The 22564-nt window shown below is 58.2% G+C and carries 14 protein-coding genes; 4 read left to right on the top strand and 10 right to left on the bottom strand.

Going from position 1 to position 22564, the window contains the following annotated elements:
- Positions 1-272 precede the first annotated feature (272 nt).
- The 4 genes from AC5SEM_RS29185 (at position 273) to AC5SEM_RS29200 (ending at position 9986) form a co-directional block, all read left to right on the top strand.
- Positions 273-7232: a TcdA/TcdB pore-forming domain-containing protein gene (locus AC5SEM_RS29185; RefSeq protein ID WP_495471843.1), complete on the top strand. Its 6960-nt coding sequence runs from the start codon at positions 273-275 to the stop codon at positions 7230-7232.
- Positions 7233-7541: 309 nt separating this feature from the next.
- Complete coding sequence (locus tag AC5SEM_RS29190; RefSeq protein ID WP_495471844.1) at positions 7542-8321, top strand: hypothetical protein; 780 nt, start codon at positions 7542-7544, stop codon at positions 8319-8321.
- Between the two features lie 100 nt (positions 8322-8421).
- A complete protein-coding gene (locus tag AC5SEM_RS29195; protein ID WP_495471845.1) occupies positions 8422-9252 on the top strand; it encodes a hypothetical protein in 831 nt (276 codons plus the stop codon).
- A gap of 50 nt (positions 9253-9302) precedes the next feature.
- The gene (locus AC5SEM_RS29200) at positions 9303-9986 is read left to right on the top strand and encodes a hypothetical protein (protein WP_495471846.1); all 684 of its coding nucleotides are present in this window, start codon (positions 9303-9305) and stop codon (positions 9984-9986) included.
- 88 nt (positions 9987-10074) lie between these two features.
- Here AC5SEM_RS29200 and AC5SEM_RS29205 read toward each other — a convergent pair whose 3' ends face one another.
- The 10 genes from AC5SEM_RS29205 to accB form a co-directional block, all read right to left on the bottom strand.
- Positions 10075-10671, bottom strand: coding sequence for a MarC family protein (locus tag AC5SEM_RS29205; RefSeq protein ID WP_331694086.1), 597 nt, complete (start codon positions 10669-10671; stop codon positions 10075-10077).
- 64 nt (positions 10672-10735) lie between these two features.
- Positions 10736-13513, bottom strand: a complete 2778-nt coding sequence (locus tag AC5SEM_RS29210; RefSeq protein ID WP_495471847.1) for a hybrid sensor histidine kinase/response regulator — start codon at positions 13511-13513, stop codon at positions 10736-10738.
- A 99-nt stretch (positions 13514-13612) separates the two neighbouring features.
- On the bottom strand, positions 13613-14908 hold the full coding sequence (gene purD, locus AC5SEM_RS29215) for a phosphoribosylamine--glycine ligase (RefSeq protein ID WP_495471848.1): 1296 nt from the start codon (positions 14906-14908) through the stop codon (positions 13613-13615).
- A gap of 155 nt (positions 14909-15063) precedes the next feature.
- The gene (purH, locus tag AC5SEM_RS29220; protein WP_095047355.1) at positions 15064-16671 is read right to left on the bottom strand and encodes a bifunctional phosphoribosylaminoimidazolecarboxamide formyltransferase/IMP cyclohydrolase; all 1608 of its coding nucleotides are present in this window, start codon (positions 16669-16671) and stop codon (positions 15064-15066) included.
- 83 nt (positions 16672-16754) lie between these two features.
- Positions 16755-17075 carry a DNA-binding transcriptional regulator Fis gene (gene fis, locus AC5SEM_RS29225; RefSeq protein WP_002555375.1) on the bottom strand — a complete coding sequence of 107 codons (321 nt, stop codon included), beginning with the start codon at positions 17073-17075 and terminating at the stop codon, positions 16755-16757.
- Complete coding sequence (gene dusB / locus AC5SEM_RS29230) at positions 17072-18082, bottom strand: tRNA dihydrouridine synthase DusB (RefSeq protein WP_116031736.1); 1011 nt, start codon at positions 18080-18082, stop codon at positions 17072-17074. The genes fis and dusB overlap by 4 nt, the downstream gene beginning before the upstream one ends.
- A gap of 185 nt (positions 18083-18267) precedes the next feature.
- Positions 18268-19536 carry a DUF3426 domain-containing protein gene (locus AC5SEM_RS29235; protein ID WP_495471849.1) on the bottom strand — a complete coding sequence of 423 codons (1269 nt, stop codon included), beginning with the start codon at positions 19534-19536 and terminating at the stop codon, positions 18268-18270.
- A 30-nt stretch (positions 19537-19566) separates the two neighbouring features.
- Positions 19567-20445 (bottom strand): 50S ribosomal protein L11 methyltransferase, encoded by an 879-nt coding sequence (gene prmA, locus AC5SEM_RS29240; protein WP_495471850.1) that lies wholly within the window; start codon positions 20443-20445, stop codon positions 19567-19569.
- A 268-nt stretch (positions 20446-20713) separates the two neighbouring features.
- Entirely contained in the window at positions 20714-22072 is a 1359-nt protein-coding gene (accC, locus tag AC5SEM_RS29245; protein ID WP_077570780.1) for an acetyl-CoA carboxylase biotin carboxylase subunit, read from the bottom strand.
- A 17-nt stretch (positions 22073-22089) separates the two neighbouring features.
- Positions 22090-22551, bottom strand: a complete 462-nt coding sequence (accB, locus tag AC5SEM_RS29250) for an acetyl-CoA carboxylase biotin carboxyl carrier protein (protein WP_150652411.1) — start codon at positions 22549-22551, stop codon at positions 22090-22092.
- Positions 22552-22564 lie beyond the last annotated feature (13 nt).

A 22564-nucleotide genomic window follows, 5' to 3' on the forward strand; every position in this document is an offset into this window, starting at 1 on the left:
CTTTTTGAAGTTGCCCCACGAGCAGACTAACTTCGTTGAGGATTCTCCCAACGAATAAAGGATGAAGTCTGATGGGTGTCATGGAGCAATATGTTGACGAATTTAATTTTATTTCCGCTGATGAATACTCCGGGTTAAAACGCGCATTCAAGGCGTTTTCCGCTTCTGCCGAATATGCAACGTTGGTGACGCTTTACGAGAATGCCGGCCAAGCCACGAGCCTTGCTCAAAAGCTGCAGGTTGTAACACTCTTTCTGGAAAATTTTGAACGCTTGGCAAAGCGTAACTCAGCGCCCGCGATAGCGTTGATCGATACCGTCAAAGAGAAATTGCGCGATTACGCCGCCCGTTTGGCGGGCACTGTAAACATGCTCAGTAACGTGCCCAGTCCGATACCCAAAATCATGCATTTTGTCTGGGTGGGCGGCAGTGAAGTCGGCAGTATCCAGCGCGATTACATGAACATCTGGCGTCAGGTGCTGGCTGCCGAGAATTACCAGTTCAATCTCTGGTACGACAGCGATGCGTTACTGGCTTTTGAAATGAATCGGGTTATATCCGACAGCGCCAGAGTTGCTGCGATGGAGTCTGGCGGGGACACCGTGACCAACCCCGATGAACTTGCAAAGATGATCGAAGATCGTGCGCGTGTATTGAAGCGCGAGATGTTCGAGTACCTGCAACAACCGCAGTGGCGCGGGAAAGCTGATCAGGCCCGGATCGACCTGATGGTGCGCGCTTACGGCAAGGACCGCACGACGCTGGAAGCCTTTCGTCATCGCTGCTTGCAAAGCCATCTGCAAATGGCCGGCGGCGACTTGCAGTTGCGTGATGTTCGGCGGGATTTCGCCGGGCACTTTCTAGAGGATGTCTATCAACGCGAAGTGTCAATGCGCGGTAACTTTGCGGCGGCAAGTGACGTTGTTCGCTTGCAGGCCGAATATGCCGAAGGCGGGCGTTACAGTGACATGGATTACTTGCCGCCGCTGGCTGACAGACTGGGCGGTGTCGACATCAGAGGGTTCAGTGACGAGCAACGGCTAGGGGTTTTGCAGCTTTTGCTCAATCATGATGAAACGTTGATGCCCGGTCGCGATCATCTGCGCTACACCGATCACACGGATGCATTGCCTGCCGAACATCGGGAGGCGCTGCGGGTCTTTGCCCGCAGCAAGCCCGGCGTCGAGCTTATATTTGTCGCACCGCGTGAAGTCCACAGCCCGCAGCATGGTCTGCGTATGGGTGCGCAATTCAGCCGAGAGATGAACGCATATCTGCTGGCACAGCCGCAAAGCGAGATGACGCTCGCGGTCATGCAATTGATCCGGTTCAACTATGACTGCCTGCAGGCCGTTGAACAGTCGGCCATCGCGTCGTCGGTAGACTGGTCACAGACTGAACGATTGCTCGATGTCATAGAAAACGTCATGAACGAGAAAATCGAGCAGGGGCAACTGACGCGCACGCTGCAGGATTTTCTTGGCAAGTTGAGCGAGGCGATTTTAAGTTACTACCGTGACGGCATTCGCGTCGGAGCGCGCGGTACCATTGCGCTTACCGGGCCTGGTGCGGCGGTTACCGGGTTGAAAAACTATGTCGAGACTCACCTCCTGCCGCACAACGAGGTTACGGTTCAGGAGCGCTTGCGACTGGCCGAGGGTTACAACGTGCAGACCGAGGAGGAAGCGATCTCCGGTTGGACCGTCAATGACGACGCCGAGCAATGGCTGGCCAAAGAGCAGGAAAAGTGGAAAACCGGCAAACTCAAATCACGCTACACCGGCCAACTGGCGGATCTGCTTCAACCGCAACAGACGCTGACGTTCAAACAAGGCTGGCCTGTGGTGGGCGGTAAAGCAGTGCTGCTGACGTCGGTCCTGCAACAACTGATGGATGATCTGGGCGAACCCTTTGTGCGAGCCATGAGGGACAAACTCAGCGGTGACATCACCTTCACCCAAGCCTTTTCCATCGGCTTCGATAATCGTCAGTTGATCCTTGCACAACCTGTGCGCGAACTGCCCGTTTCCCATGGCGCCGAATCCTCAAGCAACCTCAACGAACTGCTCAGCCGCATTGCCCATGATTCCCTGCCGCTTGAGCAACTCAGCCCGTTGGTACGCGTCATGCTCGGGGGGATTTTCGGCGCGACAAGTCTGGACGACGCGAGCTTTGCCAGTGTTTGGCAAACCGTGCGCGACCTCGCTGTCGAGACTGACGGCGACGGTACTTTCGCTCGTTATGATGCGGTTGAAAAAGCCCTGCGTCAGCGGCAGTCGCCTGCCTTCGAGGCCGCGCTGGCGCGTGGACAGGTGCATGGCCTCCTGACGGCCCGCGAACTCAAGGTTCAGGCACTGTTTGAAGCACTGACCTTGCGCCAATGGGGCGAACGTATCGGGCAGATCACGCGCACGGCGCAAGGTGAATACCGTTCGCGAATTCTTCAGCGCAGTGCGCAGGTGCGCGAGATGTTCGTCGAGGCCGGCGCGACCTCGGCCCGGCAACTGTCGCAGGATTTGCTGATGCACACGAGCAGTGATCCAGGGCGTCGGTGTTATCCGCTGGCGTTGCTGATGGGCGCAGCGGTGGCTGCCGGCGAGTCGGCCGAACGGACATTGGTGGGGCATGTCGCCACGGCCAACGTCAACCATCAGGAACCGAGTTCACAGGCTTTGCTCAGTGCGTTGAGTGAACTGCGGGCCTTGCCCACCCGTGCTATTGGTGAATCCCGCGGCTTGCAGAGTCTGGACTCGGTCATGCAGACACTGGAGGCGAAAAGTGCGACCACCGTCCTGTTGCTCGACACCGGCGATCACGCCTTGCTGGTGGCCAAAGTGCAGACAGGAGGCCAATTCGTCTATCGATTCTACGACCCGAACTTTGCCATTTATGCGTTCGCCGAAGGCGCGCAGGTGAAACTTGGCATTGAGCGCTATCTGAGTGCAGGCGACAGTGCCCTGGCCAGGCTCTACGGTCTGGGCGAGATGGCCGGGGCGCGATTCAACGTGATCGAGTTGAACACCGAGGCGATGGCAGCCCGCAAGCTATCGAGCGGTTTGCGTCTGGACAGTTTTTTGCACATTCCTTCAAGTGATTCACGCCGTGTCGCTGTCTGGGCAAAACAGGCCGTGGCGCGCCAGCGTTCGCTCGGTGAAAACGCGCGGATGGGGGCCAGCCTGGCACAGGTGGATGCGCGCTATTGGGCGCAGGCGTTTGATCAGGCCATGCAGCGGTTGCGCAGTGAACACTCGCTCGGGCGTGAATATTTGCCATTGCTGGAAACGCTCAAATCGCAGGCGGACGGCGGCTTCTCGCTGACGTTGGTCGATGCACAGAATCCGCATCAAGTGCGAACAGTGACCACGGCCGACCCGCGCTTCACTCAGCTCAAGCAGCATTTGCATCAGCGGGTGAAGGTAGGCAAACCGAGTGCTGCGGCCGAGGCGGATGGCGGCAGCCGCTTGAGTTTCGCCTTTGCGATCCAGACGCTGATCAGTGAAATGCGCCATCGCGAATACCAGGCCGGTGATCAGTTGCCAGCCTTGTCGATTGCGTTGCAGGTTCAGGTTTACGTCAGCTATGCGCAGTTGGGTTTTGGCGTACTCAGCGATACCGCGCAGATGATCAACCTGGTGCGGCAGGCGGTGGCCAGTGAACAGGCGCTGCTCTTGCGCCAGTCGTCGTTGTCCGGCCGTGTGCTCGGTCGCGCGGCAACGGGTGTTGGTTTTGCGTTTTCGCTGGCCAACATTGGCTTCGACATTCATAACCTGGCATTGGCGCAAAATCACGAGCAGCGCTCGCGGTTCTCCACGTCTCTGGCGTTCAATACAGTGGCGTTGGGCCTGGATGTTGTGGCATTGGCGGCAGGCGGAACGGTTGGCGCGGCGGCGGCTTTTCTGTCTGTGCCGTTGCTCGGTATCGGCATTGGTGCCACGGCCATCGCCAGCAATCTTGGGCAGATTGCCGACAAGGCAACAGCGGTCGGCAATCATTTGCGTGCCATCTACAACGCTTACAAGCCGGGCGCGTTCACTGTCGCGGAGGGTGTATTGCAGTTCCCGCCAGAAGCCGTGATCACCCATCTGGATTTGCAGGACCGGCGGGTGCGCTTTGACAGTCAGCGCTTTTATCCGTGGGGCGGCGGCGCACTCGAGTTGCCGCAATACAACGATGATCCGCAGCAGATGCACCGTTCCCTCAACATCCGGCAGGCTTTCGGTCTCCCCGAGAGCACAGCGCTGGAAATCCCCGGGGCCGCTTCACTGCATACCGTGGTGTTGCCTTGCACACCGCTCTGCTATTACGGCTACGAATATCAACTGGGAGGCGCGGGCTATGTGTACGAGCCTCTGCCGGGAGAGCAGGTCGAGCCTCGTAACGCCAGTGAAGTGCCTGAGCCAGGCTGGTACTCGTATTTCAATCCGTTCACGGCACTGGGCGATACGCTGACGAGCCATCTGGATAAGCGCATCCACACACGCTATCCGCAATTGCGCAACAGTGCGGCGGACAAGCTGGAATACGACAAGCAGGGCAACCGGCGTTTTTATCTGCACAGCACACCCTCTTTCAAACACATCCTCTACAAACTGCATCCGGTCTATAAACCGACAACGATCAGCGTGGTGCTGAACGAACAGGTGCGCCAACTGGCGGTGCCGACTTTGCCGATGGAGTGCCAGCACAAGCTGTCCTACGAAATCAGCGCCACTTCAGACCGCTGCCAGCTTCGTCTGACCCCGGGACTGAAAGCCGTGAAACTCAATGGAGCGACCCAATGGCTGGTGCATGCCCCTTGGGCCAGCATCGAGCAGGTCTGCTTTGATGACGTACCCAAGGTGGATGACGGCGCCCCGCAGACATACCTGGCGGGGCGTCAACTGACGGTCGACGGTATCGTGCTGTCGGCGTTCGAGGGGCTGATCGAACTGGCCGGGGGAGAGTTGTTTCAACTGGACTGGCAACGCCAGGCGCTGCGCCTGCTTTCCATCACCCTCAACGATGCTAAAGACAACCCGCGTGATGTCCTTGCCCATCTGCGCCAGCGAGACAATGAAGGGCGCCTGGGCATGGGTTACGTCACGCTTCACCGGTTCAGGGTGCCGTTCAATCCGGCCAGCCACGCTGTGCGCACAACGGCCTTTTACGACATCGCTCAAAAACGTTTGTTATTTGCGCGCGATCTGCCGAGCGAAGTCAACGACGGCCTGATGCTGGGCGCCGCCAACGCTGCTCATGCGTGGTTTTATCATCCCGACCATGCCACGGTCTGGCGCGTCGCGGTGATCAGCGGCCTGGTCGTGCATCGTTATCGGTTACTGAGTGTGGAACCCGGTACGAAAATCAGCGCTTTCGGGCAACTGGCGGACGGCACTCTGCGAGTTTCGCAGCAGTTGGTAGAACAAAAGTCGATGAATGTGCGCACGACGCTGGAGTTTCATCTGACCGACCGCGAAGTGACCCTGACGGACATCCACATGTGGTCGCCCAGTCTGGAAAACTCTTTTCTCAAGCCCGAGGAGGGCACGAGAATCGGGTTTTTCCGCCATCGCCAGAAACAGCGTCGTCCCTACACGGACGAGACACCCGGCATGGCTTCGCCCATCAGCACCTGGAACTACGCGCCATACATTCACGCCCGTGCCTGGTCCTTCGATCAACTGCTTGAGCGGGCATGGATTGCCGCGCATCACGACAGGTACTTCCGGGCTGACGCCGACATTGAAGCGGACAGGGTGTTGCTGATGCCTCGATCCTCTGATCCCGCCGCTGCGCTGCTGTTTTACAGTCGGCAAAGTCAAATGCTCAGTCATGGCATCCAGCTGCGTGACGACGTGGTGTGGCACGAGGCGCTTGCGAAGGGTGTGATCGACGTTACCCGCGTTGGCGAAAGCTTCCTGGCCACCCAAGACGATGGGCGAATGTTCGAAATCGACCTCGGCGCCAAGGACGACAACTGGCTGTCCGAGCTGGATAGACCTGTGCTGAAGTTTGTCGGCCTCGGCCAGCGTTGGCTGCAACAAAACCCCGATTGGCTGGCGGCATTACCGGCGCTTGCCAGGGAATACAGCAGCGCCGCATTTGCCATCATCGGCCTGCGTGCCCAAGCGGGTCAGACGTTTCTGCCAGTGTGGTGTATCGACGAAAAGCTTGTGCTGATGGACGCCATGGGCAACCACGAGCTGACGTTGCTGGGGCTGACTCCCGACCGGCAAGGGGTTTGGCTGCTTGATGTTTCTTCCGGACAGCTGTGGCGCCAGACGCTGGTCTCCCTCGAGCAGCTGCGCACGGCGTTCGGAGAGGGCAGCGTGTTGCTGCATCGCCAAGTGTTGCCACAGGCCGAGCGAGTATGGGCGTCGTGGGCGTTTTGCGAAGTGCTGCCGCATGGCGACGGGCTGCTCGGGCGTACCCGCGAAGGTGTGACACTGCAACTGCAGGATCAGCAATCGGCGCGAATTGTCGGCATGGAAAACCGCTGGTCATACATTCCCGGCCAGACGCCAGCGCAATTGCAGAAGCGTTTAAAACTGCGGCTGGACGGGCAAGACCATGCCGCGTTTCTCCCCGTCGAAAATACTGGCAATCGCTACCGATACTACGTTCCGAAGCTTGATCGACTATTCGAGGTGTCTGCTCGGGACGATGGAAAATGGCCGACGTTCCTCGGTACGCGTGATGCGGCCAATCCGCTGCTGTTCGACCCGATTGACCCATTGATCTTCAGCGCCGGGACGGTCGATGGCGTCTGGTTGCCGGATAGCTACGCGCACCGTGACGAGGAGGTCATGGTGCTGGAAGTGAGTGATGACCTTACCGAGGTGCAGCCATTGCTTCCTGACAATATCGAAAGGTTGATTCTGACCTTTGGTTCGCACACAGAGGGTTATCGGATATCGGCCGCAACCTGGCAGCGTCTGGATTGCATCGTTGTTGATGTACGGCGCCCTTCCGGGGAGCAGGAGACGGAACCTGGCTTGTTGGTGCTGGATATGCCTGAGTGTGGGCATTGGCTGATGTCGCGGGTCGATGGCCACTTGGTACTCGCCGACCCGGACAATGGCCACAGTCTGATCGTTCGCGGGATTGAGGAGCAGGGTTCATGCGAACTGGCTGTCAAAATCGCTGGCCGTCAATTCCTGTGTGCACTCGAACAATGGTTGAAGACCCTTGCGCGCGTGCAGGGCAATGACGCAACTGCCTGCCTGGCGATGCTGGCGGACCATTTGCCCTGACCGGTGAATTCGTCTGAAAACCAAAGCGCCTCTTCGGAGGCGTTTTTTTGCACTAAGAATGCGGGCAATCATATCTCGTATGTTATCAGGGCGCCTGTCGCATGAACGATAGAGATCTGTATTTCTTCACAAATCTATCTTGACGCTGCTGATGTAAACAGGACTTTTGATAATGTTTTGTTAAATATGTTGGTGTGGTTTTCCTGTGATTTCCAAGTTGTGCTGTTTATGGTGTTTGGTATCTGTCGGTTCTATTTGGGTTAAAGCACTGGCAGGTCATTAAAATATCGTAATCAAAAAGGAATCAAGATGAGTGTAGACGTTAGTGTCATTCCACCGCTCGCTGAACGTTTGACGTTTCTTCGTGAAATAAAATTGCTCACAGCGCCGAAAATCCGGCACCGCGTGTTTTCCGTTAAAAGTCACTCGGCGCTTGAGGGCATTGGCAGTCAAAATGCAGTATTGCTGGGTGATACGCTGCTGAATTACATGGAGGGAATGAGCCGGGATGAGAAGCGTGAAATAAGAAATAGTGTGAGGCTTGCCCAGATTCTGAGTAATAAGTACAAAGACGAAAAGCTCGACCTTGCAGCGTGGCTGGATATATATGCCAAGGCCCTGAATTATATGGGTTGGTACTCGGATCGGAAACCCGGCGAAAAAAAGTACGAGGATTTTTCCGGCGACATCTCCAGCAAAATGGTCGATGTCGTCAGGGCACTGGGCAACGAGCCGATGCTGGATAACACGCTGGCTGCCTTTGCCGCACTAAAAAACCATAAAGCGGGATTAGCCTCTTATGCGAAGGAAAGTCTCTGGGGGCAGTCGTTTCAAACAATGCCCTCCGGACGCGACCAGCAAGGACGAATCACACTGGTCTTGAATCATTCGCGATTGAATGCCACGCGCCAAGTGGAGAATTTCCTTTTCTGCCACTGGCGCTCGGGTGAAGTTGTACTGCGTCATAACTATCTTAGTTTTTTTCTGGACAGAAATGCTTACGCACAAGTCCGTGCCGAAGTAGAGGCGGTTATCGAAGAAGATGATATGAGGGAAATCGACTTGCGGTTGGAGTTGATTGGTGTGTGAGGTGTGGCGCAAGTTTACTTGTTGTAATGTTCTTTCTGTTGATGTGAATTTGGCGTTTGGTTAGTTTGTTGTTCAAGCCGCAACGGCTTTTTATAAATATATGGATATAGAAATGAATGACGTAATTGCTGTAAAAATGAATGAAGCGGAAAGTCTCAAGTTTATCGAAGACTGCTGTGAGAAAAGCATCGCTGTTCTGAAGGGTTCCCGTTCGATCATGCCTTTCGCCCGAGCATTCAAACTGGACCTGCCAGACAAGGATGCCTTGAGTAACGCGGTACTTAACTCGACGATGATCGCCTTTCCTGAAGGTATGAAGCGTCGCCATAAGACCATTATCAAGCGTACGTTTCTGTTTGCTGATTTGTCTGCGCAGATCAAGTACCCGAACAAAGCAGACGCAGCCAAGCGTCTGTCCTACATGCTCCAGGGTTTGAATGCCATGGGCTGGGCACATTTCGGTAAGCCTGAGACCTTTGAGGAAACCGTCTCCAGTGGCGTGACGATGTCGAATCTGGTTGTGGACATCGCCAAGGCTGCACTGGGTGCAGTGGGCGTTGGAACCATTGGTGAAGTGATGAAGCTGGGGGCTGACGCGGCCATCAAAGGCCTCGAAGGTAACGCCGAAGCTCTGAAGCTTTATGAGAAAAATGGCAAGAAGGCCGGTGGTTCGAACTTCGGCGTGATGAGCGCGGCCGAAAGCAAAGACGATGATATTTACCTTACCGTAGGCGCGATCAGCTACAGCATTAAATCCGGCAGCTCGCATGTTGCGTTCTTCGACAAAACCGAATCTTCTTCCAGTGTGATCAAAGGGCATGGCGTATTTACCATGTACCCCGACGAAGACTTCACCGCGAAGAAAGAAGCGGCAGCCAATCGCTTCTACGAAGCGATCGACGCTGCTCTGGAAATGGAATACGGTTTCTGATTTTTCAGGCCAGGCGCTTGGCGCCTGGCCTCTTCATGGATTGATAAAGTATGAAATACCATGGATATGCCAACGCCGGATGCCTGTTGGCATGCGCCACATCGCTACCTGACCAGCATCTGGAAGATATTCTGTCCTCATCTGTTTACATGCAGTTGTCGTGCAATAACAGGTTTCCGTTGTTTGCAGACTACAAAGCCTGGAATGACCGCTACTCACAAGTTCAGCGTTTTTGCCTCTATAAACTATCGGGCTGGCTCAGTTATGAGGGGTTTTCAACCTCGCTCGATAAATCCCTGACGCCAACAGAGATGGTTTGTGCTGCATTGTCAGGGGCTTTATCGGCTGAGGAAAAGTGTCTGCTGGAGCGGCTGATGCAGGATTTTTCGCGATTGAATGCCGACAGCAAAGCATCGATTTTATTCAGGCAGCGCGCAGTTGAATCAGTTTCGCCAGTCTTGGAAGGAGAGGGAATCGTCAATCGTGTCCGAGTCCAGGTCGGCGTCGTTGACGATAAATCCACGGTGAAGTGCGTGATACTTAACATTGCAACGCGCCAACCTGTCGAAGCCTGCTTTTTGCGGCAGGAATTCACATTGGGTGAGATGGTTGAAAGTATTCATGCAGCGTACTTTGTCGCGCAGCTGGATGAGGACTATGCCGATTCCAAAAGAGCCATGGTGCTCAGAACTCTCGACGGAAGAGAAACCATGGAAATCGAGCAGTTTGTCTAAACCGCTCGATTGAATATTGGTTATAAATGGGCAGGAGGATAGAAAGCTTCGCGCTTTCACGTCTGGAGTCTCCATCACTGCGTGGCACTCAAGGCACCAGGTAACCCTTTATTCCAGTAAATATGATCTGCGCAGCCAGTGCGCAGACGAACAACCCCATCAATCTACTCACTATCTGCAAACCCTGATCCCCCAGAATCTGTTCAATCCGGTTTGACAGATAAAGCACGACCCCGACTGTGAAGCTGGCCAGTACGATGCTCATGATGGCAGTGAGTTTGTCGTCCCAATGGGGTTGGCTAACGCCCATCACCAACAATGCGCCGATGGTCCCGGGACCGACCGTGATAGGAATGGTCAGTGGAACGATGGTCACGTCTTGCTGCACGTTATCGGCTTGCACCGCTGACTTGCCTTGCGCCATACCGAGTGCCGAGATGAACAGCACGCTGCCGGCACCGATCCGGAACGCATCCACGGTAATTCCGAATACATCGAAAATCACCCGTCCGAACAAATACAGCAAGACGCTGGAGACCAGCGTGGCCACCGCAACTTTCCATGCCAGGCGCCGTTGCTCCTTGCGCGAATAACCGCGGGTCAGGCTGATAAAGCAGGAGAGCACGAAGAACGGGCTGTAGAGCACCAGCATCTTCAGGTAAACGCTGAATAACACATGGAGCATGGTGCAAGCTCACTGGCGAGGGAAGTCGTGGGGGAGTCTATCAGGCGCTACGGGGTCTGTCGGCTCAGGAGGTGGGCGTTGCGGCTCGATTCTGCTGATCTCGCTGAGCAACCCAATGCTCGATCAGCTCGCGCAATTGCGACAACTCCACCGGCTTGGACATATGCCCATCCATCCCGGCCTGACGCGCGCGCTCCTTGTGTTCGGCAAGTATGTGCGCCGTCAGCGCCACGATCGGCGTGCGAATGCGTTGGTTGCTGACTTCCCAGGCGCGCAATTGCTGGGTCGCCGAGAAACCATCGAGGATCGGCATTTCGCAGTCCATCAGCACCAGGTCGTAACGCTGGGCTTTCATCGCCTGCAGCGCTTCTTCGCCGTTGGCGGCGGTGTCCGGTTGCAGATTGAGCTTGCCGAGCATGCCGCGAATCACTTTGGTCGAAATCGTATTGTCTTCGGCGACGAGGATGCGGAAATCGCTCGGCACCTTCGCCGCCGTGGCCGGGGTGACCACTTGCGGCTGGAACACCACCTGGCCTTTGTTGCGCTGATTGAGTTCGTCGGCCAGGGTGGTCTTGAGCGTGTAGCCGGCCACCGGTTTGGCGAGGATACGTTTGATCCCCGAGTTGCGCGCGATGATCTTGCTCGGCGCATTGCTGATGCCGGTGAGCATGATCAGCAGGATGTCGTGGTTGAGGCTTGGGTCTTCCTTGATCTTGGCCGCGAGCTGCATGCCGGTCATGCCCGGCATGTTCTGATCGAGCAGTACCACATCAAAGTAATCACGCAGGTGCGCCTTGGTTCGCAGCAAGGCCAACGCTTCTTTGCCGGAAGGCACGGCGCTGACATTCAACCCCCACGCACTGCATTGCTGCACCAGCACTTTGCGGCAGGTCTCGTTGTCGTCGACCACCAGCACCCGTGCGCCTTGCAGCGGACTGTCGAGGTCGGAGGTCGGGTGTTCGAGGCGATCCGGATCCAGTGGCAGGGTCAGCCACAGCGTGCTGCCCTGACTGGCGCCGCTCTTGATACCGAATTCGCCCTGCATCAAACGGATCAGTTGCCGTGCGATCACCAGCCCCAGATTGCCGCCCAGGCGGTTGGCCGACAGGAAATGCTTGCTGTGCAGTTCGGCGTGCATCAGTGCGTCGCGCTCTTCCTGCTCCATTGGCGCGCCACTGTCCTGCACGGCAATGCGCAGGCGTGGTTTGCTGCTGCGTTCGTCGAGCGCGACGACGATCAGCACTTCGCCTTCATCGGTTTTCTTCAGGGCGTTTTCCAACAGGCTCAGCAGCGTCTGGCGCAGGCGGGTCGGGTCGCCGCTGATCACTCGCGGCACTTGTGGCTGGATAAAGCTGATCAGCTCGACGTTCTGTTGTTCGGCCTTGGCGCGGTAGATGCTCAGGCAGTCATCGATCAAGGCATTGAGGTCGAACTGCACGTCGTCCAGTTCGATCTGCCCGGATTCGAGCTTGGAGATGTCGAGGATCTCGTTGATCAGCGTCAGCAGTTCGTTGCCGGCGCTGTGGATGGTCTGCACGTAGTCGCGTTGCTTGACCGACAGTGGCGTGCCCAGCAGCAGTTCGGTCATGCCCAGCACACCGTTCATCGGCGTGCGGATTTCGTGACTGATCTTGGCAAGGAATTCGGCTTTGGCATTGATCTCGGCATTGCTCGCGGCAAGGTCGCGGCTGACGCTGAAACGGCTTTCGGTGATGCTGCGCTGACGTTCACCCAGAGCGATGCTCATCAACAGACCGCTGATGCAGATGAATGCCATCAGGGTCATGATCAGGCCTTGCGGTGACACCAGCGTCAGCCCCAGCAAGGCAGGCAGAATGATCAATGTGCCGATGTTGAACACCACCATCGCCGCGACGAACAACCGCGCCGGACGGTAGCCCTTCTGCCAGTGATAGAGCGCGACGAACAACATGCTCAGGCCGGCCAGCGCCACCAGTGCATAAGTGATGATGTTCAGCGGCAGGGTGTTGACGAACAACAGCAACAGGCTGCAGGTCACGATAAACAGGATGTCGCCAATCAACAGTTTGTTCAGCGGGTGCGGACCGAGCGGAGCGAAGAAGCGATAGGCGAACATCAACCCGGCCGGAGCGGTCAGCAGCAACGCGAGATAGGCGCCCGGCGTCTGCACCGCATGCCAGTTCGGCAGCCAGGGGCCGGCGAGGTTGAGCAGCAGCAACAGGCTCAGGCCCAACAAGCCTTCGCAGACCGCCAGCCACAGGCTGCTGCGCGAGCGGGAATAGGCGTAGCGCACCAGGTTGTGCAACAACAGCATGCCGAGGCAGCCGAACAGTAAACCGAAGACCAGCGTCTGGTTATGGTTGGCCGCGCTCATCACCGCTGATTGCAGGGTGACGTGCGGACGCAACTGATGATCGGACACCAGGCGCAGATAGACGTCGAGGGACTTGTCGCTCTGCGGCAGTGGCAGCATGAAGTCGCTGCTCGGCAACGGTCGTTCGGCCTGTGGCTGATCGGTGCCGGTGTTGCGTTGCTCGATCAGCTGGTCGCCGTCGAGCACGTAGAGACTGAGCTTTGACAGGTCAGGGGCGAAGATGCGCAGCACTTGTTCGTGCTTGCCCGGCGCCAGCCGGAAACGCAACCACAATGCGCCATCGGGCTCGGACGCAGTGAGGCGGTCAAGGTCGATGGGGCTGAATTGATTGGTGTAGCGAGCGGAGCGGATATCGCTCAGTTGCAGATTGCCCTGATCGTCGAGCAATACCGACCAGCCACTGCCTTGCGCGGCCTGGGCCGGGAGCATGCAGAGCAAGGTCAGCATCGTGACGGTGAAGCTTATGGCAATCCTGAGCCAGCGCACGGCGAAATCCCTTCGTAGGTTGATGCCAGAATATAACGATGCGCGGCGGCGGAACAGCCCGGCGAGGAACGGTATCCCTCGCCAGACTTGATCGACAGCTTATTCCTGGGTTTCGCCACGTTCACGGGCAATGGCGCGGTAGCCAATGTCCTTGCGGTAGAAGCAACCTTCCCAGTCGATGGCGGCCGCGAGCTTGTAGGCTTGCTGCTGCGCTTCACCGACGCTGGCGCCCATTGCAGTGGCGCAGAGTACGCGACCACCGGCAGTTACGACGTTGTCATCTTTCAGCGCGGTGCCGGCGTGGAAGACTTTGCCTTCCAGCTTCGCCGCTGCGTCCAGACCGTTGATCGCTGCGCCCTTGGCGTAATCGCCCGGGTAACCGCCAGCGGCCAGCACGATGCCGACGCTCGGACGTGGATCCCACTGTGCTTCAACCTTGTCCAGCGCTTGCGCCAGAGCGGCTTCGACCAGCAGCACCAGGCTCGATTGCAGACGCAGCATCACCGGTTGGGTTTCCGGATCGCCGAAGCGGCAGTTGAACTCGATAACCTTCGGGTTACCGGCCTTGTCGATCATCAGACCGGCATAGAGGAAACCGGTGTAGACATTGCCTTCCTCGGCCATGCCGCGCACGGTCGGCCAGATCACCAGATCCATCACGCGCTGGTGCACGTCGGCGGTGACCACCGGGGCAGGGGAGTAAGCACCCATGCCGCCAGTGTTCGGGCCGCTGTCGCCGTCGCCAACACGTTTGTGGTCCTGGCTGGTGGCCATCGGCAAAACGTTTTTGCCGTCGACCATGACGATGAACGACGCTTCTTCGCCGTCGAGGAATTCTTCGATGACCACGCGCGAACCAGCGTCACCGAAAGCGTTGCCAGCGAGCATGTCACGAACGGCGTCTTCGGCTTCAGCCAGGGTCATGGCGACGATCACGCCTTTACCGGCGGCGAGGCCGTCGGCCTTGATCACGATCGGTGCGCCTTTTTCACGCAGATAAGCCAGAGCCGGCTCGATCTCGGTGAAGTTCTGGTAGTCGGCGGTCGGGATCTTGTGGCGCGCGAGGAAATCCTTGGTGAAGGCTTTCGAACCTTCCAGCTGCGCAGCACCAGCGGTCGGACCGAAGCAGTCCAGGCCACGGGAGCGGAACAGATCGACAACGCCAGCCACCAGTGGCACTTCCGGGCCGACGATGGTCAGGGAAACGTTTTTCTCGGCAAAGTCGGCCAGTTGCTCAAGGGCCAGCACGTCGATGGCGACGTTTTCGCACTTGGCTTCAATTGCCGTACCGGCATTGCCCGGCGCAACAAACACCTTCTGCACGCGCGGATCCTGAGCCACTTTCCAGGCCAGGGCGTGTTCACGGCCACCGCTGCCAATGATCAAAACATTCATTTCAAAAACCTCGGATGACGCTAATTCTGTTGAGCGCCGCAGGGACGCTTTTCTGTAGGAGTGAGCCTGCTCGCGATTGCGGTGTGTCAGTCACTGCAGCTTTGACTGATCAATGGCTATCGCGAGCAGGCTCACTCCTACATTGGAACGTGTTCTTAGTGACGGAAGTGGCGCATGCCGGTGAATACCATGGCGATGCCGGCTTCATCAGCAGCGGCAATCACTTCCGCATCACGCATCGAACCACCCGGCTGGATCACTGCAGTGATGCCAACCTTGGCCGCGTTGTCCAGACCATCACGGAACGGGAAGAACGCATCCGAGGCCATCACCGAACCGGCGACTTGCAGGCCGGCGTGCTCAGCCTTGATCGCGGCGATACGTGCCGAGTTTACGCGGCTCATCTGGCCCGCGCCGACACCGATGGTCTGACGGTTCTTGGCGTAGACGATGGCGTTGGACTTAACGTACTTGGCAACCTTCCAGGCGAAGATCAGGTCGTGGATTTCCTGTTCGGTCGGCGCGCGTTTGGTCACCACTTTCAGGTCATCGGCGCTGATCATGCCGATGTCGCGGCTCTGCACCAGCAGACCGCCGTTAACGCGCTTGTAGTCCCACGCAGCGGCGCGGTCAGCCGACCACTCGCCGCAGGCCAGCAGGCGCACGTTGGCTTTGGCTGCCACAATGGCGCGGGCTTCTGCGCTGACGCTTGGGGCGATGATCACTTCAACGAACTGACGCTCGACGATCGCTTTGGCGGTCTCGGCATCCAGTTCACGGTTGAAGGCAATGATGCCGCCGAAAGCCGATTCGGTATCGGTGGCGTAAGCCAGTTCATAGGCCTGACGGATGCCGCCTTCAGCGTCCGGGCTGACTGCCACGCCGCATGGATTGGCGTGCTTGACGATCACGCAGGCTGGCTTGACGAAGCTTTTCACGCATTCCAGTGCGGCGTCAGTGTCGGCCACGTTGTTGTACGACAGCTCTTTGCCTTGCAGTTGGGTCGCGGTGGCGATGCCGACTTCGGCAGGCTTGGCTTCTACGTAGAACGCCGCGCTCTGGTGCGGGTTCTCGCCGTAGCGCATTTCCTGGGCCTTGATGAACTGGCTGTTGAAGGTGCGCGGGAATTCGCTGCGGCCTTCGGTGCTGAGTGTTTCAGCGGCCTGATTCACGGTGCCCATGTAGTTGGCGATCATGCCGTCATAGGCAGCAGTGTGTTCGAAGGCCTTGAGCATCAGGTCGAAACGCTGAGCGTAGGTCAGGCCGCCGGCCTTGAGGCCTTCGAGCACGCTGGCGTAATCGCTGGCATTCACCACGATCGCTACGTCTTTATGGTTTTTCGCCGCCGAACGGACCATGGTCGGGCCGCCGATGTCGATGTTCTCGATAGCGGTCGGCAGGTCGCAGCCTGGCTTGTTGATGGTGGCTTCGAACGGATAGAGGTTAACGGCGACCAGATCAATCGGCTTGATGCCGTGCTCGCTCATGATCGCGTCGTCGATACCGCGACGACCGAGGATGCCGCCGTGGATTTTCGGGTGCAGGGTTTTCACCCGACCGTCCATCATCTCGGCGAAACCGGTGTAATCCGCGACTTCCACTGCGGCAACACCGTTGTCGCGCAGCAGCTTGAACGTCCCGCCGGTGGAGAGGATCTCGACGCCCAGAGCTTCGAGCTCCTTGGCGAATTCGAGGATCCCGGTCTTGTCGGAAACGCTGATCAAGGCGCGGCGGATCGGCAGGCGGGTAGTCTGGTCGGTCATCTCAATTTCCATCAAAAGCAAAGGAAGTCAGCAAAAAAGGCGACCGTTTTTTACGCGGGCGCCTTTCTGGTTTGATTGAATGCTTACAGCAGATCGTACTGCTTGAGTTTCTTGCGCAGCGTGCCGCGGTTAAGTCCCAGCAGCTCACTGGCCTTGGTCTGGTTGCCCTTGACGTAGTTCATCACGCTTTCGAGCAGGGGAGCCTCGACTTCGGAGAGCACCAGGTTGTACACATCCGTGACGGACGCGCCCTCAAGGTGGGCGAAATAATTGTGCAGCGCCTTCTCGACACTCCCGCGAAGGGTCTGACCTTCTTCGCTCGGGGTATTGAGGTGCTGTTTCAAATTCACGTTGTCGCTCACGGGTGTTGTTCCACTCACTAAAGTCTCGGTCATCATCGTCATGCGGCCACCCCTTCTTCGTCCCCTGTCAGGCTCTTGTAACGCTCGGCGAAGAACTCCCGAACGTTGGCGCATTGTGTTTCCGTACCATCCAAACGATTGAAGTGGGCGCGAAACTCCCTGGCGCCCGGCAAGGTTGCGAGATACCAGCCCACATGCTTGCGCGCAATGCGCACGCCCATCACATCCCCATAGAAAGCGTGAAGGGCGGCCAGATGCTCTAGCAGTATGTGTTCCACCTCGATCAGCTCCGGCGCCGGCAATTTCTCGCCGGTACGCAGGAAGTGTTCGATCTCGCGAAAAATCCATGGCCGCCCTTGAGCGGCACGGCCTACCAACAGGCCATCGGCACCGGTTGCGTCAAGCACGTAACGGGCCTTTTCCGGCGAATCGATATCGCCATTGGCAAACACCGGGATCGACACCGCCTGCTTGATCGCGGCAATCGTGTCGTACTCGGCTTCACCCTTGTACAGATCGGCGCGAGTGCGGCCATGCACTGCCAGCGCGGTGATCCCGGCCTGCTCGGCGATCTTCGCCACGGTCAGACCGTTCTTGTTGTCGCGATCCCAACCGGTGCGGATCTTCAGGGTGACCGGCACATCAACCGCAGCCACAACGGCCTGCAGGATCTCGGTGACCAGTGCTTCATCTTTCAACAACGCGGAACCGGCGGCCTTGTTGCAGACCTTCTTTGCCGGGCAACCCATGTTGATATCAATAATCTGTGCGCCCAGTTCGACGTTGGCCCGGGCTGCATCCGCCAGCATCTGTGCATCACCACCGGCAATCTGTACCGAGCGTGGCTCGGGATCGCCTTCGTGGATCATGCGCATGCGCGACTTGCGGGTGTTCCACAGGCTCATGTCACTGGTGACCATTTCCGAGACTACAAGCCCTGCGCCCAAACGCTTGCACAGCTGACGAAAGGGCTGATCGGTGACGCCCGCCATCGGGGCGAGAATCAAGCCGTTCTGCAATGTGTATGGGCCGATGCGTACCGCCGACATAGGACTTCCCTGAGGTGGGGCCGGATCATGAGAGTTCGAAAAAGGGTTGGCATGATACCCGCTCTCGATGACTGGATAAAGGCTGAATTGAACAAAATCTGAACAGTTATTCTGTTATCGCCACCGGTTTGGTTGTGCGTGACAAAGTCAGAAAACCGCCGTCAATTCGAAAGCGATGAGGCGCGTCACTCGGGCGAGTGGAAACTCAGGCTGTAATTCACCGCTTTCGGGCCTGGATCGAGAATATCCAGCGCAATGTGGATCGGCGTCTGTGGCGGCATTTCCGCCAGGCCTTCGAGGTCGCCTCTCAGGTATTCGCCGGGTTTGAAGCGACGACTGGCGATCAGGTGGCCGTTGAGGTCGGCGAAGCGCAGCTCCAACAATGGAAATGGCTGGGAGAACGTCGCACGGTTGTAAATGATTGCATCGACCACCAGCGCACCGTTGAACTCCGGATGGCTGCGCACCACCAGATTGCTGCTCTTGATTCGGGCGATGTCCACTTTGGACGGCACCGTGCAGCCGATCTGCGGGCAGATTTGCTGGAACCACGGGCGGTATTGATCCTGTCGGGCCAGTTCATCGAAGTGATAAGAGATGTACTGCGCAGCCAGCCCACCTGCCGCCAGCAAGACCAGCATCAGCCAAAGCAAGCGACGACCCCACGGCGAGCGGCGTTTCTGCCAGTCCAGTTGCAACGGGTCGTCGGTCAGGTCTTGCAGAACTTCTGCGCGTACGCCGGGTTCTGCGCGCTCGCGTTTTTTGCGCAGCGGCTCAATCGATGGCAAATCGTCGTCATCGGGTTTGTCATTGGCCGACAAGCGTTCGCGGCGGGCATTGGGGTCGATCGGGTCGTGCAGGCGCAGGTGCGGGATCGCTGGCTCGTCATCCAGATCCACCGGTTCCAGCGACAGCGAAGGCTCGGTGCGCTCGGATTTGACCGGTTCAATGTCGTCGATCGGCGGCTCGTCGTCCGGCTCAGGCAGCCGCTCGTCGGCAGGTTCGCTGAACAGACTGCCTGGCCATGCCGCGTCATCCGGCTCCGGGCTGTCGCGACGGGCACTCAGGGAGTCTTCGCGCACGCGTCCGAGCTCGGTGGCGGGCTGGATTTCCCGTTGTTCGAGACGGGCCAGTTCTTCATCCAGATCGAGGCTGTCGAGATCAAGCGCCGAGGCGCTCCACTGCTTTTGGCTGATGGCGCGCGGCTCGGGCTGCTCGATGACGGGCGGTGGCTCGAAAGCCGACGGCGCTTCGTCCGGCAGCGCAACCATGGGCGGCGCAACCGGCGTCACCGCGTCCTTGCCGGCGTGTTGTTCCAGCAGCTGTTTGGCGGCGTTGAACACTTGCAGGCAGGAGCCGCAGCGAACCACCCCGCGGGCCACGCTCAATTGAGCATGGCTGACACGGAAACTGGTTTGGCAATGCGGGCACTGGGTGACGAAACTGTCGGTCATGCGGCGATCCGGATTATGCAGGCGGACATATTAGCGCCGACGACCGGTGATGCGCACCCAGCCATCGCGATTGGCGATCGGATCGAGATCGAAGTCCTTCGCGTAAGCGGCGGCGACTTCATCGCCTTGCTCGGCAAGGATGCCCGACAGCGCCAGACGCCCACCGGCTTTGACCAGGCCGGACAGTTGCGGCGCCAGCGAAACCAGCGGACCGGCAAGAATGTTGGCGACCAGCACGTCGGCTTGAACCTGTGGCAGATCTTCCGGCAGGTACAGCGGGAACAGTTCGTCGGCAATGTTGTTGCGCCCGGCATTGTCGCGCGAGGCCTCCAGCGCCTGCACGTCGATGTCGGTGCCGACCGCTTCTTTCGCACCGAGCAGCAGGGCGGCGATCGCCAGAATCCCTGAGCCGCAACCGAAGTCGAGCACGTTGCAGTCTTTCAGGTCCTGACCGTCAAGCCATTCCAGGCACAGGGCGGTGGTCGGGTGCGTGCCGGTGCCGAACGCCAGACCCGGATCGAGCAGCAGGTTGACCGCATCAGGTTCCGGCGCGGCGTGCCAGCTCGGCACGATCCACAGGCGCTGGCCGAAACGCATCGGCTCAAAACCGTCCATCCAGCTGCGTTCCCAATCCTGATCTTCGATGACTTCGCTGTGATGCTCGGGCAGCGGGCTGCCGGTCAGCAGTTCCAGATGGGCCAGAACCGGTGCCGGTTCGGTGCCACCCTCGAACAGCGCGAGCAGGTGGGTGTGGGCCCACAGTGGGGTGGTGTTGAGTTCCGGCTCGAAGATCGGCTGATCTTCGGCGTCCATGAAGGTCACCGACACGGCGCCCACTTCAAGGAAAGCGTCTTCGTAGGTTTCGGCTTGTTCCGGGCTGATGGCGAGACGTACTTGCAGCCAAGGCATGGCGGGCACCTTTGAAAAATATTGATTGCAGCCTAGCGGCCGGCGAGAAGCGCGCAAGTTTACGCGAGCGCAGGCGGTTTGTGGGAGCTGGATTTGTAGCGCCAATCCCTTGTAGGAGTGAGCCTGCTCGCGATGGCGATGTTGCCGTCAACATAAATGCTGAATGTGCCAGCCTCATCGCGAGCAGGCTCACTCCTACAGGGTTTTGTGAAATCTGTAGAAACAACAAAGCCGCCCGAAGGCGGCTTTGTCTGGTGCGGGCTGAAGCTTAGTGCTTCTCGCCAGCCAGCTTGTGCTCGAGGTAGTGAATGTTCACACCACCCTTGCAGAAGCCTTCGTCGCGAACCAGATCACGGTGCAGCGGGATGTTGGTCTTGATCCCGTCCACCACGATTTCGTCCAGGGCATTGCGCATGCGGGCCATGGCTTCGTCGCGGGTCGCGCCGTAAGTGATCAGCTTGCCGATCAGCGAGTCGTAGTTCGGTGGAACCGCATAACCGCTGTACAGGTGCGAGTCGACGCGAACGCCGTTGCCGCCTGGAGCGTGGAAATGCTTGACCGTACCCGGGCTCGGCATGAAGGTTTTCGGGTCTTCAGCGTTGATCCGGCATTCCAGCGAGTGACCGCGGATTACCACATCATCCTGCGTGAACGACAGCTTGTTGCCAGCGGCGATGCTGAGCATCTCCTTGACGATGTCGATACCGGTGACCATTTCCGAAACCGGGTGCTCCACCTGAACACGGGTGTTCATTTCGATGAAGTAGAAACGACCGTTCTCGTACAGGAACTCGAAAGTACCCGCACCGCGGTAACCGATGTCGATGCACGCCTTGACGCAGCGAGCCAGTACTTCTTCGCGCGCTTTCTCATCGATGCCAGGTGCCGGCGCTTCTTCGAGAACTTTCTGGTGACGACGTTGCAGCGAGCAATCGCGGTCGCCCAGATGGATCGCATGACCCTGGCCGTCGGAAAGAACCTGCACTTCCACGTGACGTGGATTGGTCAGGAATTTTTCCAGATAGACCATCGGGTTGCCGAACGCCGCGCCAGCTTCGGTGCGGGTCAGTTTGGCGAAGGCGATCAGGTCTTCTTCCTTGTGCACCACGCGCATGCCGCGACCACCACCGCCGCCAGCGGCTTTGATGATCACCGGGTAGCCGACTTCGCGACCGATGCGCAGCGCCGTTTCTTCGTCTTCCGGCAACGGGCCGTCAGAACCTGGAACGGTCGGTACGCCCGCTTCGATCATCGCGTGCTTGGCCGAGACCTTGTCGCCCATCAGGCGAATGGTGTCGGCTTTCGGGCCGATAAAGGCGAAGCCGGAGTTCTCGACCTGCTCGGCAAAATCGGCGTTTTCCGCGAGGAAACCGTAGCCTGGGTGAATGGCGGTAGCGCCAGTCACTTCAGCGGCAGCGATGATGGCCGGGATGTGCAGGTAAGAGTGCGCGGCAGAAGCCGGGCCGATGCAGACGGATTCGTCTGCCAGACCCAGGTGCATCAGCTCTTTGTCGGCCTTGGAGTAAACGGCGACGGTCTTGATGCCCATCTCTTTGCAGGCACGCAGAATCCGCAGGGCGATCTCACCGCGGTTAGCGATCAGAACTTTTTCCAACTTCGCAGTCATCAAAGGCTCTCCGCAGTTCAAACGATGGTGAACAGCGGTTGGTCGTACTCAACCGGCTGGCCGTCTTCGACGAGGATGGACTCGATCACACCGCTGGTTTCAGCTTCGATGTGGTTCATCATCTTCATGGCTTCGACGATGCACAGAGTGTCGCCTTTCTTCACGGTCTGGCCGACTTCAACGAAGGACGGCGAGGTTGGCGAAGATTTACGGTAGAAGGTGCCGACCATCGGCGAACGGGCAACAGTGCCGTTCAGCGCAGGAGCGGCAGCGGCAACCGGGGCTGCAGCAGCAACCGGAGCAGCAGCGGCAGGTGCGGCAGCCGGTGCTTGCATCGGCGCCGGCGCGTAGTACTGCTGAGCCGGGGTCTTGCTGTGACGGCTGATGCGTACGGACTCTTCGCCTTCCTTGATCTCGAGCTCGTCGATGCCGGACTCTTCCAGCAATTCGATCAGTTTCTTAACTTTACGGATATCCATGAATCATCAACTC

The organism is Pseudomonas sp. CH61 (assembly GCF_059429415.1).

What these genes read in the sequence shown, in the direction of transcription:
- AC5SEM_RS29190 (WP_495471844.1), top strand. Translation starts at nt 7,542, where the DNA reads ATGAGTGTAGACGTTAGTGTCATTCCACCGCTCGCTGAACGTTTGACG.
- AC5SEM_RS29195 (WP_495471845.1), top strand. Translation starts at nt 8,422, where the DNA reads ATGGATATAGAAATGAATGACGTAATTGCTGTAAAAATGAATGAAGCG.
- AC5SEM_RS29200 (WP_495471846.1), top strand. Translation starts at nt 9,303, where the DNA reads ATGAAATACCATGGATATGCCAACGCCGGATGCCTGTTGGCATGCGCC.
- AC5SEM_RS29205 (WP_331694086.1), bottom strand. Translation starts at nt 10,671, where the DNA reads ATGCTCCATGTGTTATTCAGCGTTTACCTGAAGATGCTGGTGCTCTAC.
- purD (WP_495471848.1), bottom strand. Translation starts at nt 14,908, where the DNA reads ATGAATGTTTTGATCATTGGCAGCGGTGGCCGTGAACACGCCCTGGCC.
- purH (WP_095047355.1), bottom strand. Translation starts at nt 16,671, where the DNA reads ATGACCGACCAGACTACCCGCCTGCCGATCCGCCGCGCCTTGATCAGC.
- fis (WP_002555375.1), bottom strand. Translation starts at nt 17,075, where the DNA reads ATGACGATGATGACCGAGACTTTAGTGAGTGGAACAACACCCGTGAGC.
- dusB (WP_116031736.1), bottom strand. Translation starts at nt 18,082, where the DNA reads ATGTCGGCGGTACGCATCGGCCCATACACATTGCAGAACGGCTTGATT.
- AC5SEM_RS29235 (WP_495471849.1), bottom strand. Translation starts at nt 19,536, where the DNA reads ATGACCGACAGTTTCGTCACCCAGTGCCCGCATTGCCAAACCAGTTTC.
- prmA (WP_495471850.1), bottom strand. Translation starts at nt 20,445, where the DNA reads ATGCCTTGGCTGCAAGTACGTCTCGCCATCAGCCCGGAACAAGCCGAA.
- accC (WP_077570780.1), bottom strand. Translation starts at nt 22,072, where the DNA reads ATGACTGCGAAGTTGGAAAAAGTTCTGATCGCTAACCGCGGTGAGATC.
- accB (WP_150652411.1), bottom strand. Translation starts at nt 22,551, where the DNA reads ATGGATATCCGTAAAGTTAAGAAACTGATCGAATTGCTGGAAGAGTCC.